The 13,856-nt window shown below is 46.2% G+C and carries 11 protein-coding genes; 8 read left to right on the top strand and 3 right to left on the bottom strand.

The window, feature by feature from the left end:
• Window positions 1–168: 168 nt before the first annotated feature.
• From G4923_RS01725 to G4923_RS01715, 3 genes are all read right to left on the bottom strand, one after another.
• Window positions 169–1,551: an ATP-binding protein gene (locus G4923_RS01725; RefSeq protein WP_025327575.1), complete on the bottom strand. Its 1,383-nt coding sequence runs from the start codon at window positions 1,549–1,551 to the stop codon at window positions 169–171.
• Complete coding sequence (locus G4923_RS01720; RefSeq protein ID WP_025327574.1) at window positions 1,551–2,225, bottom strand: response regulator; 675 nt, start codon at window positions 2,223–2,225, stop codon at window positions 1,551–1,553. The genes G4923_RS01725 and G4923_RS01720 overlap by 1 nt, the downstream gene beginning before the upstream one ends.
• Before the next feature lie 767 nt (window positions 2,226–2,992).
• Window positions 2,993–4,155, bottom strand: a protein-coding gene (locus G4923_RS01715; protein WP_163135240.1) for an IS3 family transposase whose coding sequence is annotated in 2 segments (ribosomal slippage) — window positions 2,993–3,900 and window positions 3,900–4,155 — 1,164 coding nt in all. Because the reading frame shifts where the segments join, the coding sequence is not laid out codon by codon here.
• 447 nt (window positions 4,156–4,602) lie between these two features.
• Here G4923_RS01715 and rfbB point away from each other — a divergent pair.
• The 8 genes from rfbB to G4923_RS01675 all read left to right on the top strand — a co-directional run bounded on the left by rfbB (window position 4,603) and on the right by G4923_RS01675 (window position 13,855).
• A complete protein-coding gene (gene rfbB, locus G4923_RS01710; RefSeq protein ID WP_163135237.1) occupies window positions 4,603–5,658 on the top strand; it encodes a dTDP-glucose 4,6-dehydratase in 1,056 nt (351 codons plus the stop codon).
• A 29-nt stretch (window positions 5,659–5,687) separates the two neighbouring features.
• Entirely contained in the window at window positions 5,688–6,575 is an 888-nt protein-coding gene (gene rfbD, locus G4923_RS01705; protein WP_163135235.1) for a dTDP-4-dehydrorhamnose reductase, read from the top strand.
• 112 nt (window positions 6,576–6,687) lie between these two features.
• A complete protein-coding gene (gene rfbA, locus G4923_RS01700; RefSeq protein ID WP_163135233.1) occupies window positions 6,688–7,566 on the top strand; it encodes a glucose-1-phosphate thymidylyltransferase RfbA in 879 nt (292 codons plus the stop codon).
• 61 nt (window positions 7,567–7,627) lie between these two features.
• Window positions 7,628–8,173 carry a dTDP-4-dehydrorhamnose 3,5-epimerase gene (rfbC, locus tag G4923_RS01695; protein ID WP_163135231.1) on the top strand — a complete coding sequence of 182 codons (546 nt, stop codon included), beginning with the start codon at window positions 7,628–7,630 and terminating at the stop codon, window positions 8,171–8,173.
• Window positions 8,174–8,244: 71 nt separating this feature from the next.
• A complete protein-coding gene (locus tag G4923_RS01690; protein WP_205596945.1) occupies window positions 8,245–9,072 on the top strand; it encodes an ABC transporter permease in 828 nt (275 codons plus the stop codon).
• Window positions 9,073–9,112: 40 nt separating this feature from the next.
• Complete coding sequence (locus G4923_RS01685) at window positions 9,113–10,360, top strand: ABC transporter ATP-binding protein (protein WP_240455239.1); 1,248 nt, start codon at window positions 9,113–9,115, stop codon at window positions 10,358–10,360.
• A 17-nt stretch (window positions 10,361–10,377) separates the two neighbouring features.
• Window positions 10,378–11,799: a glycosyltransferase gene (locus tag G4923_RS01680; RefSeq protein ID WP_163135227.1), complete on the top strand. Its 1,422-nt coding sequence runs from the start codon at window positions 10,378–10,380 to the stop codon at window positions 11,797–11,799.
• A gap of 46 nt (window positions 11,800–11,845) precedes the next feature.
• Entirely contained in the window at window positions 11,846–13,855 is a 2,010-nt protein-coding gene (locus tag G4923_RS01675; RefSeq protein ID WP_163135225.1) for a glycosyltransferase, read from the top strand.
• The last annotated feature ends 1 nt before the right edge of the window (window position 13,856 follow it).

Here is a 13,856-nt window from a genome sequence, read left to right as displayed (position 1 = left end):
GAACCATAGGTGACGCCGTATCCAGGAGGATGTGGCAGGGCCGGTGAATCCTCATAAAGTGGTCTGGGAATGATGGAAGGATCTGGAAGGTGCTGGATCCAGGCAGGGCAGAGCCTGCATGGAGATAGAGGTAAGGAAGGGCCCATGGGATGAGCCCTTATCGCGGTATCAGGGGAGGGTGATATGGAACCTGGCGCCGCCAAGCGGTGACTCGTCAACCCGGATCTTGCCGCCATAGCTGTGCACGATTTCGGTCACCACCGCTAGCCCTATTCCCTGGCCGGGGGAGCTGTCTGCCCGCACGCCGCGCTGGAAGATCTGCTGCGATTTGCCGGGGTCTATGCCGGGGCCGTCGTCTTCCACCACGATGAGCAGGCCGCTGCCCTGGCGGTTGACCCGCACCTGGATCTCGCTTATGGCGAACTTGCAGGCGTTGTCGAGCAGGTTGCCCATCAACTCCATCAGATCGCCCTGTTCACCGTGAAAGAAGACGTCGTCATCAAACTGGAAGACGGTCTGCAGCTTCTTGTGGCGGTAGACCTTGGTGAGGCTGGCCAGCAGCTTCTCGATGAGGGGCACAGGCTCGGTACCCTTGCTGGCAAGGCGTTTTCGTCCGGTGACGGCCCGGCGCAGCTGGTACTGGATGATCTGATCCATGGTGGTGATCTGCTCACTGATATTGTCATGGATATCGTGGCCGAGCTTGAGCTCCTGGGCGGTGATCTGGATGAGCGCCAGCCGGGTTTTCAGGCTGTGGGCCAGATCGTTCAGGGCGTGCTGATAACGCTGGGTCTGCTGGCGTTCGTTCTCCAGCAGCTGGTTGACCGACTCGGTCAGCGGCGTCAGCTCCCGCTCGTAGTCGTTGGAGAGCGACTCCCGGGAGCCTGCGCGGATCTCGTCAATCTGCCGCGCCATGGTGCGCAGGGAGGAGAGACTCCAGAAGCTGGTGAGCAGCAGCAGGGCCCCGAGCAGGCAATAAGAGAGCAGCGCCTGACGAATGCAGCGGTAGAGATACTCCCGGGTCTGGGCCTGGTAACGCTTGGCGGAATCGACCATGACCACGTAGTAGGTGGTGGGGCCGTCGCCGTGGTTGCGCAGGAAGCGCAGGCTGTAGATGAAGTAGCTCTCGCCGTTCTTGATGGTGTGCAGCTTGAAGAAATAGTCCTGATCCAGACCGCCAAGGTATTTCATCAGATCCCGGCAGATGGTCCCCTTCATGGTGATCACCTCAGGCATGTGCAGGCTGGACCAGCTCAGCTCACCGTCGGAGCGGCAGATAAGGGTGTCGAGATTGGGGTCGATGGCATCCGGGGTGATGTTGCCAAGATCCGTAATGGCATGGGGATCGGGCTGCTTGGAGGAGAAGAGCTTGGAGAGATTCTCCTGCATGCGGATGCTGGCTTTCTGCGCCTGCTCCTCGGCGTGGCCAAGATAGAGGATATAGACGGAGAAGGTCATGATGATTGCGATGACCAGCATGGCGCTCAGCATCAGCTTGAGGTGCAGCGAGCGGCGGATCAGTTGCATGGGGTGCAGCATGAAACGGGGCATCAGCTGCAGGAGAGATTGAAGATGTAACCCTGACGGCGGATGGTGGAGATGGGGGCTATGACCCCTTCCGGATCCAGCTTCTTGCGCAGTCGGCTCACCATCACCTCTATGGTGTTCGGATCCCCTTCGCCATCGCCATAGAGTTGATCCAGCAGCTGTTGCTTGGAAACCACCTGGCGGGCGTTGCGCATCAGGTATTCCAGGATCAGATACTCGAAACTGGTGAGCACAGTGACTTCGCCGGCGACGGTGAGCTCCTTGCGGGAGAGATCCAGCTCGTAGTCACCCGCCTTCACCCTGGGGGAGATGAAACCGGCGCTGCGGCGAACCAGGGCATTGAGGCGGGCCAGCAGCTCGTCTTTCTGGAACGGCTTGACCAGATAGTCGTCGGCACCGGCCTCCAGACCCTCCACCTTGTCTTGCCAGTTGCCCCGGGCCGTCAGGACTATGATGGGGAAGGGGATCTGCTGTTCGCGCAGCCGGCTGATGAGCTGCAGACCGTCCATGTCCGGCAGGCCCAGATCGATGATGCCCACGTCGATGGGGTAGTCGGCCGCATAGTGCAGCGCCACCTGGGCACTGTCGGTGCTGTGAACTTGATTCTGGGCCTCGGTCAACAGCGTGGTGAGGTGATGATTGAGCAGCTTGTCGTCTTCGACCAGTAGGATTTTCATAAGATGCATGATGATAAGGGTCCAGGCTGTCAATTAGAGGGTGTCTAAGGGGGAGAGTCAACGAGGATCCTACATAACCCCCCTGTATCGGGACTGAATCGTGTCTGCCTTTATTATCATCGCTCCGCCTCACTCCGTACCTGGCGGATTCATGACCCCTCAACCAAAGCTAACGGCAACCTTGGGCTCACCCAGCACTTCAGTACCAAGGGTTGCGACCGTTCCTATCGCACGGGCCGGGGCCGAGGAATCCTCATGCTTTAGGCGGTTTACAGCGTGGAGGCCATGCCTGGCAACACAATCTTGGTTCTGATGTCATGTCCACTCACATCGTTTGTAAGAATTTGAAAACAAGTGACTTTTCTCTTCTATAATAGTTACGGCCAGGTAAGTCTATGTCTCCCATTGTTGGGATTAGGATTCTTTGGTGGAGCGTTAACAATAGCTATAAAGATATCAATGAGTCCGTCGTGGATATGAAGCCTGTGATGTTTTGACTGTTCATTCACAGGCCAAACGAGATAGAATCTGGCCCAAAATCGGGTTAACTGCCCAAGATGTGGGCAATGCAGGCACCAGGAATACCTGGTGAGCAATGTGATGTGACGCCATTGTCAAACATCAAGTAAAACAAGAAGCTGGAGGATATGATGACCAACAGCGCGCAAAATCAGGTTAAAAGCAGCATGTTGGGAGCTGTAACTCAAGGGCGGTAGCATATGTCTTTGCCTGTTTGAATAGTTTTGCCTGACATAGAACTGTAGTGGTCAACTAAATCCGGACACTTGGTTAGGCCGATCCTCGGCTTTTGCGGGCGCGATCCCGTCATTGTGTTGATGTGGACGCCGCCAGTTGTAGTAATCCATCAGGTAGTAACTGATATCCCGCTTCGCTTCTCGCTGGTTCATATAGCCCGTTGCCGGGAGCCATTCTGACTTCAGGCTCCTGAACAACCGCTCCATCGGTGCGTTATCCCAGCAGTTACCACGCCGACTCATGCTCTGGGTCATGCGATAGCGCCACAGCCGCTGCCGAAATGCCCGGCTGCCATATTGGCTGCCTTGGTCGGAGTGAAACAGCACACCTGATGGGCAACCCCGCTGCTGATAGGCCATCTCGAGCGCTTTTATTGCCAGCTCCGCATCAGGTTTGTCAGATATCGCCCAGCCCACGACCCGCCGGGTATGAAGGTCGAGCACTGCGGCCAGGTAATGCCAACGGCCACCGGCCCAGACATAGGTGATATCGTCACACCACACCTGATTGGGTTGCTGGACATCAAATTCACGGGCCAGCAGATTGGGAATATCCGGTCGCTCAGACCGGGCGACCTGATAGCGATGAGCGCCCGGTTGCTTGGATACCAGACCGACCTCCTTCATCAGACTGCGCACTTTGAATCGGCCAATCTGATACCCCAACTCCCGCATCATCGACATCAAGGCGCGGCTGCCCGCTGAGTTCCGGCTTTCTTTGAACAAACGGCGCAACTCGCTGCGTTGCTGCATCCGCTCACGGTTAATCGTCCGCTTGCGGGCCAGATAGTCGTAAAAGCAGGATGTTGGAACATCGAAAGCGCAGCAGACCAGAGTGATGGGGGCTTGCTCTCTTAATCGGTCTATCAGCGCGTACGTTTGAACTCGTCCGTCATCAAGAGAGCCGTAGCCTTTTTTAGAATGTCCTTTTCGCGCTCGAGCCGGTTGATACGGGCTTCCAGCTCCTGGATTTTCTGCTGCTCCGGGGTCAGCGCTTTGCCGATTGGGGTGGTGCCGGTTCGTTCGGATTGAAGCTGCTGAACCCATCGGCGAAGTATGGTTTCACCGACATCCAGTGAACGGCTGGCTTCGGGGACAGAGTATCCCTGGTCGAGTACCAGGGATGCGGCTTCGAGTTTGAATTCAGCAGTAAATGAGCGACGTAATCTTGTCATTGAACACCTCAAGTCATGGTGGCGACTGTACCACCTAAAATGATGTCCGGGATGATTAGACCACTACAAACATACTCATGTGTGTTGTGCCACATACTCTTTTGATCTTATTTGCTGGGCTAGGTTGTGTTCTCAAAGTGTTCAGATTTCATGCGCAGCAATTCTCAGCCATCAACTGGGCCTCTAAGGAGGCCCATTTAGGTAGTTTTGAAGTAAATGAAAGCGATACTTTTGGAATAATTGGGCTCAATAAAGTGAGGAGGCCATTTTTCAAGCACTTTAGGAACACACCTTCAAAGTGTTTCGCCGTGAGTAGACCAACATTTTACTATGTCACCACAGCTGCATTTTTATTTCTCACAGAGAAATTACGGTGGCGTACAGCAGTAAATCATTACAAAAAATCTTGCCTTTCCATTTCGTTATATTGAAATCAGGAACCTTCCAATGAAAATCCTTGTGACTGGTGGTGCCGGTTTTATTGGTTCTGCCGTGGTTCGCCATATTATCCAGCATACCCAAGACTCAGTGATCAACCTCGACAAGCTGACCTATGCAGGTAATCTGGAGTCCTTGGCAGAGGTTTCAGCCAGCGCTCGTTATGCGTTCGAGCAGGTAGATATCTGCAACCGCGCCGAGCTGGATCGCGTCTTTGCCGCCCACCAACCCGATGCCGTGATGCATCTGGCGGCAGAGAGCCACGTCGATCGCTCCATCACCGGCCCTGCCGATTTCATCGAAACCAATATCGTCGGCACCTACATGCTGCTGGAAGCTGCTCGCACCTACTGGAATGGTCTGGACGAGATGGGTAAGGCGGCCTTCCGCTTCCACCATATCTCCACTGACGAGGTGTATGGCGACCTGCCTCATCCCGATGAGGTGGCCCCCGGCGTTGAACTGCCGCTCTTTACCGAAACCACCCCCTATTCTCCTAGCAGCCCCTATTCTGCCTCCAAGGCATCGAGCGACCATCTGGTCCGTGCCTGGCGTCGTACTTACGGCTTGCCGACCGTGGTCACCAACTGCTCCAATAACTACGGCCCGTTCCACTTCCCCGAGAAGCTGATCCCCTTGGTGATCCTCAACGCACTAGATGGCAAACCGTTGCCTGTCTATGGCAAGGGAGATCAGATCCGTGACTGGCTCTATGTGGAAGATCACGCTCGTGCCCTCTACAAGGTGGTGACCACTGGTGTGGTGGGCGAGACCTATAACATCGGTGGTCACAATGAGAAGCAGAACCTGGAGGTGGTGCATACCATCTGCGATCTGCTCGATGAGATGGTGCCGAAAGCAGGATCTTATCGCGACCAAATCACCTATGTGACCGACCGCCCCGGTCACGACCGCCGTTATGCCATCGATGCCAGCAAGATGAGCTCCGAGCTGGATTGGCAACCACAAGAGACTTTCGAATCCGGAATTCGCAAAACCGTGCTGTGGTACCTGGAAAATCAGCAGTGGGTCGGTAACGTCAAGAGCGGGGCCTATCAATCCTGAATCGAGCAAAACTACGGGGAGCGTGCCTGATGCATATCCTGTTGTTCGGCAAGAATGGCCAGGTAGGCTGGGAGTTGCAGCGCTCACTCGCCCCGTTGGGCCGAGTCACCGCCGTCGACTTCGATTCCACCGATTATTGCGGTGATTTCAGCAACCCTGCCGGGGTGGCCGAAACAGTGCGCCTGCTCAAGCCGGATGTGATTGTCAATGCAGCGGCCCACACCGCCGTCGACAAGGCGGAGAGCGAGCGGGAATTCGCCGAGCTGCTCAACGCCACCAGCGTGGCCGCGATTGCCAAAGAAGCCGAAGCGCAGGGTGCCTGGCTGGTTCACTACTCCACCGATTACGTCTTCGATGGCAGTGGCGAACGCCCTTGGGTCGAGAGCGATGAGACAGCACCGCTCAACGTCTATGGGGAGACCAAGTTGGCAGGGGAACAGGTAGCAGCGCTTTGTGCTCGCCATCTTATCTTCCGCACCAGCTGGGTATATGCCGCCCGTGGTGCCAACTTTGCCAAGACCATGCTGCGCTTTGGCAAGGAGCACAGTGAAATGTCGGTCATCAATGATCAGTTTGGCGCCCCAACCGGAGCCGAACTACTGGCCGACTGCACCGCTCATGCGATCCGCGTGGCGCAGAATAAACCTGAGGTCGCTGGGCTATACCACCTGATCGCCTCCGGTACCACCACCTGGTTTGACTACGCACGGTTGGTGTTTGCCAAAGCCACAGAGGCAGGGGTTGAACTGGCGGTCAAGCAGCTCAATGCGGTCCCGACTAGCGCCTTCCCGACTCCGGCCAAACGCCCCCATAACTCCCGCCTTGATACCAGCAAATTCCAGCGAACCTTCGAATTGGTACTGCCGGATTGGAAAGTCGGTGTGGAGAGGATGTTGGCCGAGATATTGGGCAAGTAAATCACTGGCAAGGATGTGTTGAACGCATCCCTTGTCGGCAGGGATAAAATGTAAAGGTGTGGCATCAGGCCACCCTTTTATTTTGCAGTTTAAAAAATAAGAAGTAAGCAACATGACCAAACGTAAAGGTATTATTCTGGCCGGTGGATCTGGCACCCGTCTCTATCCCGTCACCATGGCTGTCAGCAAGCAGCTACTGCCCATCTATGACAAGCCGATGATCTACTACCCACTGAGCACCCTGATGCTGGCCGGTATTCGCGATATTTTGATCATCAGCACACCGCAAGATACCCCCCGCTTTGAACAACTGCTGGGTGATGGCAGCCAGTGGGGCTTGAATCTGCAATACAAGGTGCAACTGAGCCCGGATGGCCTGGCGCAAGCCTTTATTTTGGGCGAAGAATTTATCGGTTCAGACCCTTGTGCATTGGTGTTGGGCGACAACATCTTCTATGGCCATAATCTGCAGAAACAGCTGGAGGCGGCTGCGGCCAAAGAGAGCTGCGCCACCGTCTTTGCCTATCACGTGAATAACCCTGAGCGTTATGGGGTGGTGGAATTTGATAAGCAGGGCATCGCTATTTCACTGGAGGAGAAGCCGTTGGAGCCCAAGAGCAATTATGCAGTGACGGGCCTCTATTTCTACAACAACAGCGTGGTGGAGATCGCCAAGAGCCTGAAGCCGTCGCCGCGTGGTGAACTGGAAATCACCGATGTGAACAGTATCTACCTGGAGCAAGGCAATCTGTCGGTGGCCATGATGGGCCGTGGTTATGCCTGGCTTGATACCGGCACCCATGAAAGCATGATTGAAGCGAGTAACTTTATTCAGACCATTGAGACACGTCAGGGGTTGAAAGTCGCGTGTCCAGAAGAGATTGCCTATCGCCAGAAGTTTATCAATGCCGACCAGGTCCGTGAACTTGCCGCACCGTTGGCAAAGAATGCATATGGGCAATATTTGTTAAGAATGGTTGCCAAAGCCTGATGTGATATGGGGGAGGGAATATGCTCCCCTAATCAAGATTGAATTTGATGTGGATACACAGATGAATGTAATCAAAACCGCTATTCCTGGCGTGCTTATCTTTGAGCCAAAAGTATTTGGCGATGAGCGTGGCTTTTTCTTTGAGAGTTTCAACAATAAGCTATTTGAAGAGGCGGTAGGATATCCGGTGACTTTCGTGCAGGATAATCACTCTAAGTCTTCAAAAGGGGTATTACGTGGCTTGCACTATCAGTTGCCTCCCCATGCTCAGGGCAAGCTGGTTCGCTGTGTTGTGGGTGAAGTGTTTGATGTAGCGGTAGATATTCGCAAAAGCTCGCCGACCTTTGGGCAATGGGTTGGCGTTACTCTATCAGCTGATAACAAGCGACAGTTATGGATCCCAGAAGGATTTGCACATGGCTTTCTTACAATGAGCGAAATAGCCGAGGTGGTTTATAAGGTTACTAATTACTATTCATCTCAATCAGAGCGTATAGTAAATTGGTGTGATGAAAAAATTGCTATTAGCTGGCCTGAACTGAAGAATGTTAGTTCTTATATAATGTCAGAAAAGGATGCTAATCCGATTTCTTACAATAGTAAATGAAGGTGTTGAAATGTTTTCAGTAAGTGAAAAATGCGACAGTATATTTCCTATAGTGGAGTTTGATAAGAATTATGAATAATAGGAAAAAAGAAAATTATAATTTATTTGATTTCTTTCATATTATGTATAAATACAGAGAGCTTTTTTTTAATTTAGCAAAAAGGGATGTGTTTTCTAAATACCAAGGGTCAATTATAGGTATTCTCTGGTCATTAATAACTCCTATTGTGATGTTAGCTGTATATACCTTCGTATTTAGTGTTGTTTTTAAGGCCAGGTGGCCTGGGGGGAGTGATTCAAAGACAGAGTTTGCTCTAGTATTATTTTCCGGACTTATTGTTTATAATCTTTTTTCAGAATGTGTAAATCGAGCTCCTGGACTAATAGTCTCCAATGCTAACTTTGTCAAGAAAGTTATATTCCCATTAGAACTTTTACCACCAGTAGTGTTGTTATCATCTTTGTTTAATTTTTGTGCAAGCTTAGTGGTTTGGATTACGTTTTATGTTATGGTATTTGGGTATGTAAACCCGACAATATTATTGGTTCCTGTCGCAATAGTTCCCTTGATATTCATTACATTGGGTATTTCATTTTTTCTAGCCTCACTAGGGACGTATCTGAGAGATATAGGCCAAGTGGTTGTATTAATCACAACAATGATGATGTTTTTGTCTCCAATTTTTTATCCTGTATCATCTTTACCTATTGACTATCAATTTGTTATGAAGATGAATCCATTGACATTTATTGTTGAGCAGGTAAGGGCCCTGATGATTATTGGGGTTGGCATTGACTGGACCGCATGGTTTGGATGGCTGTGTTTTTCACTATTTCTGTTTTACTTAGGATATTTCTGGTTTAAAAAAACAAGAGACGGTTTTGCTGATGTCATATAATCCATCCATAGTTGTTTCAAGTATCTCAAAATGTTATGAGATGTATACCAATCCGAAAGATCGGCTAAAGCAGATCTTTTCTCGTTCGGGGAAAAAATACTATAATGAGTTTTGGGCGTTAAAAGATGTTTCATTTGAGCTCCAAAAAGGAGAAACTGTTGGGATTTTAGGACGAAATGGAAGTGGTAAAAGCACACTGCTGCAAATAATAACCGGGACACTGCAACCCTCTTTAGGGCATGTGCAAACCAACGGTATTGTTGCTGCTCTTTTAGAATTAGGATCTGGCTTTAATCCGGAGTTTTCAGGGCGAGAAAATATATATTTAAATGGCTCAATATTAGGTATCTCCCGTGAAAAAATGGAACGTAAACTGCCAGAAATAATAGAGTTTGCTGATATAGGGGAACATCTAGAGCAACCAGTAAAGACGTATTCAAGTGGTATGGCTGTCAGACTTGCCTTTGCTGTTCAAGCATGCATTGAACCAGAAATACTGATAGTTGATGAAGCCCTTGCTGTCGGAGATGAGAAGTTCCAGAGAAAATGTTATGACTATATAGAAAGGCTACGTCTCAATGGTTGTAGCATATTGCTTGTGACTCATTCGACCGCAACTATAGAAAAATTCTGTCAGAGAGCAATATTGTTACATAAAGGCATTATTCATGGTATTGGGCAGACAAAAGATATAATAGATCAATACCATGCATTGCTCTATTCAGATGAAAGTACTTATTTAAGGTTTTTGAACCAATCCAACAGTTCTGAATATGGAAAATTAGAATCCTATTCTGAGGATAAAGTAATACAGCAAGAGCATATTAATGACTCTTGTCCTTCAGAGCGTAAAGTTGTATCAGCTGCACATATAAGAGATTTTTCAATAAAGGACCTCAGTGGACAAGTAAAAGAATTTTTCTATACTGGTAATAGAGTGTTTTTTGATGTGTTTTTTGAGGTGCTAACACCGATTGATGAAATTCAAGTAGGCATCTTAATTCGAACTGTAGAGGGGGTCAGTGTCTTTGGTACCAGTACGATGTATCATAAGAAGAATATTACTAAAGCACAACCGGGTGAAAAATATAAAGTTACTTTTAATATAAAAGTTGACTTATGTCCAGGGACATATTTTGTGACATTTGCAATAGCGGAAAAATTGCTGAATTTAGAAATGTCCTATCTTGATAGGAGAACGGATGCGTTGATATTTAAAGTTGTACAACCAGAGTTAAAAAGTAGTGGCATTGCATCTTTAGATACAGAGGTGACTATCAATAGCTAATTGTAGGTATTACTTATATGAAAATATTGATTATTACAGATAAATTTATATTAGGAGGCTTAGAAAGCCAAATTATCGGTTATGTAAATCATCTCTCATCTTTAGGGCATGAATTATATCTAGCTGTTGGTGATGGTGACCGTAAGTATATTGCTAATAGTGGCTTCAAAGACGTAGAGTATTTAGGTGAGTTAAGTAATAAATTAAATTCATGTGAATTCATAAAAATAATCGAAAATGTTAGGCGCTGTATATCAGAATGGGAAATAGATGTGATACATACACATCCTTTTATATCACATATTATAGGAGGGTTTGCTGCTAAGTTAGAAAAGAAGATGCATGTAATAAGTCTACATGGCCCCGCATCAATACCAAACTATTTTGGTTACATATATATTTTTTTATTTAAGTATATCATACTGCCATCTGCAGAAAAAATACTATGTGTTTCGGAGGAAACGCGAGACTTATTACCATTAAGTCTTTTGAAAAAAGATAAGTTATTGATTTGCAGAAATGCCGTAGATGTACACAGTTTTATACCTTCAGAGAATACTACTCAAAAGTTATCTCTATATGGTCAGTGGGTTTTTATTAGTAGATTAGATGAAGAAAAATCTACTGGTTTGATAGATTTTGCTATAAAGGCAAAGTCAATCGGTATTACGGGGCTCACTGTTATAGGGGATGGACCATACAAAGTCGACTTAATGTTAAAGCTAAACGAGTTATCATTATCAGATTTTGTAGAACTCAAACCTGCAAGTTTAGATATAAAGAGCAACATTCACAAATATTCGGGTGTCGCTGGTATGGGGAGAGTTATTTTAGAGGCTTGTGCTTCTGGCAAACCTGCATTTTTAGTTGGCTATGATGGAGTGAAAGGTGCAGTACAGACTACTTTGCTTTTACATGCAAGAAGGGAAAATTATTCTGGACGGGGGTTAGATAACATATCTGCAGAGGAAATGCGTAGTGACTTAAACACTACCTTTCATGAAGGAAATTTAAAATATAACAGGTGCTATATATATAAATACGCAAATGAAGCTAACGTATGGGGGACTTTCATAAATGAGTTGACGAAAGCCAATATTACAGAAGAGATTTTATTGGTTGATTTATTCGTTAACTTGAAAAAATCAAATGATTACTTTGAGTTTTTTAATAGTAATCACCTGCTGTTAAAGTTATCTGAAATAATATATGTACAATATGAAAGTCTTAGTTTGCAACAGCGGCAATTATTGCCATTAATTAATATTATGTCCATTAATAATAATGATGTTTTAATTGAAGATTATAAAAAACAACTTAAACAAGCACGTGAATATATAGAGGATAAAGAGATTTACATTGCAAAATTAAAGGCGGAGTTACAAAAGATAATGTCTGTAAGGGATATAGATAGTTCTGTAATCGTCAATAATCCTTAATTTTAAAAGTTTATATCCACCGAGTCGAAAATTTAGGTAAAATACTATGTCATTTTCACGGTATGTTAAAAATGCCAGCTATCTAGTAAAAAGAGCTATTCCTGTATATAAAAAAAGTGGCGTTAAAGGTGTAACTAGAGTTGCAGCCAAGTGGATCAATAGAAGATTAAATGGGGTAGAGTATAGTTATATCACAAGCCCTATTAAAATTGTTCATGAAAGTGCTGGCACCAATATTGGTGATGATGTAGTAATTATCTCAGGTGTCCCATTTGATGATGTCGGTGGTGGACAACGTTCAGCTCAGTTAGCGCGAGCGGCGGTAAAAGCAGGCAGGAAAGTTGTTTACCTTTATATCTATAAAAAGTTTGACTTTGAAAAAGGATGCCACCTAGACTCGGAGGTAAGTATTCAAGGCATTGAGCACCTCTATATTAATAGCATAGATGCTACTACTCTTATGGAGAAAATATCGTCTACGGCAACACTTATTATTGAGCATCCTCATCCTGCTGCATTACCTTTTTTCGAAAAGTTTAATCAACGTGGTTTAAAAACAGTTTTTGAGTTAATTGATGATTGGGAGACAAGTTTAGGTGGAGACTGGTTTGATATTAATATTTATCAACGTTTCATTACTGAGTCAGTGCTTGTCGTAGGGACAGCAAAAGTTCTTGTTGAGAAGTTGAAGCAAAGGGGGAGAGCAGATGCTATGTATTTACCTAATGCTGCAAATGAATACATTTTTGATAAATACAAGCGGTTCGTAAAGCCAATCGATTATCCATCAGGATTTGATTTCATTGCATTGTATTTTGGTTCTCTTTATGGGGAGTGGTTTGCATGGGATTATCTTGAACATGCTGCGATAAATAATCCTAAGACTGCCTTCATTCTTATTGGTGATAAACCACAAGATAAAAAAATAAATGACTACCATAATATAATATATCTCGGTGCAAAGAATATCGAAGAATTACCTAGTTACTTACATTACTGTGATTTCACATTATTGCCTTTTGTTCCTGGTAAAATTTCGGATGCCGTTTCTCCTATCAAAGTGTTTGAGTATCTTTTTATGGGTAAGAAAGTCGTTTCTTCATTTCTTCCTGAAATTGTTGATTATCCAGGTGTGTGCATTGCTAACGATAAGAAGGAGTTTAGTGATCTCTGTAAATCAGTATTGTTAGAAACAAATACCCTTGATGTTGCTCAAGCTAATGATATTTTTATTTCTAATAATTCTTGGTTTGCTCGTCTTGACAAGCTAATGCCATCATCCAAGCCTGAGTATTCTAATGCAGTCAGTGCGATAATATTAATTCACAACAACGCAGGAATTATTGGTAGGTGTCTTACAACTTTAATCGAGCATTGTAGTTTTTATCTTAAAGAAATTATAGTTGTAGACAATAATAGTAGTGATGGTGGATATGAGTATGTAAGAGACAACTTCCCAACAGTGAGAATCGTTAAGAATCCTATTAATGGGTGCTCATCTGGTAGAAATCTGGGGGCCTCGTTAGCAACTGCTCCATATATTGTATTTTTCGATTCTGACCAATGGTTCACTTCTTCCTCATGTTTTGAGGAGGCGTTATCACTTATGAACCGAGATGTCATGATTGGTGCAATTGGATGGGGTGCTGGGTGGTTTGATAAGCACCGCTCAGATTTGGGGGGTATGATAACAGATTATTGTCCTAATAGAGCTATGAATTCGACAGCAATCCAAGTAGGGTATCGCAATGACATAGGATATCTTGCGACTTGTGGTATGTTTATGCCAAAATCTATTTTTTGTTCTATAGATGGATTCGATGTAAAATATGATCCTACATGTTTTGAGGATACAGATCTTTCTTTCCAGATAAAAAATATTGGATTCAAAATATGCTATAGAGATCTATCTGGCATTAGACATCAACCGCATCAAACCACGAAGGCAAATTCAGAAAGCGATTTTTATGTAAATCTTTTCAATCGTAATGCATCCTATTTTAAAAATAAATGGGGTGAAAATAGCGATTTCTTTTTGGATTATACTGGAGAATAAT

It is taken from the genome of Aeromonas rivipollensis, assembly GCF_010974825.1.
In the GTDB taxonomy this organism is placed as follows: Bacteria; Pseudomonadota; Gammaproteobacteria; order Enterobacterales; family Aeromonadaceae; genus Aeromonas; species Aeromonas rivipollensis.
This window is presented reverse-complemented; position numbering and strand designations above follow the sequence as displayed.

Bases quoted from the DNA above. Each gene is read 5' to 3' on its own strand.
- G4923_RS01685 (WP_240455239.1), top strand. From the start codon at position 9,113: ATGTATACCAATCCGAAAGATCGGCTAAAGCAGATCTTTTCTCGTTCG.
- rfbD (WP_163135235.1), top strand. From the start codon at position 5,688: ATGCATATCCTGTTGTTCGGCAAGAATGGCCAGGTAGGCTGGGAGTTG.
- rfbB (WP_163135237.1), top strand. From the start codon at position 4,603: ATGAAAATCCTTGTGACTGGTGGTGCCGGTTTTATTGGTTCTGCCGTG.
- G4923_RS01690 (WP_205596945.1), top strand. From the start codon at position 8,245: ATGAATAATAGGAAAAAAGAAAATTATAATTTATTTGATTTCTTTCAT.
- G4923_RS01680 (WP_163135227.1), top strand. From the start codon at position 10,378: ATGAAAATATTGATTATTACAGATAAATTTATATTAGGAGGCTTAGAA.
- G4923_RS01675 (WP_163135225.1), top strand. From the start codon at position 11,846: ATGTCATTTTCACGGTATGTTAAAAATGCCAGCTATCTAGTAAAAAGA.
- rfbA (WP_163135233.1), top strand. From the start codon at position 6,688: ATGACCAAACGTAAAGGTATTATTCTGGCCGGTGGATCTGGCACCCGT.
- rfbC (WP_163135231.1), top strand. From the start codon at position 7,628: ATGAATGTAATCAAAACCGCTATTCCTGGCGTGCTTATCTTTGAGCCA.
- G4923_RS01720 (WP_025327574.1), bottom strand. From the start codon at position 2,225: ATGAAAATCCTACTGGTCGAAGACGACAAGCTGCTCAATCATCACCTC.
- G4923_RS01725 (WP_025327575.1), bottom strand. From the start codon at position 1,551: ATGCCCCGTTTCATGCTGCACCCCATGCAACTGATCCGCCGCTCGCTG.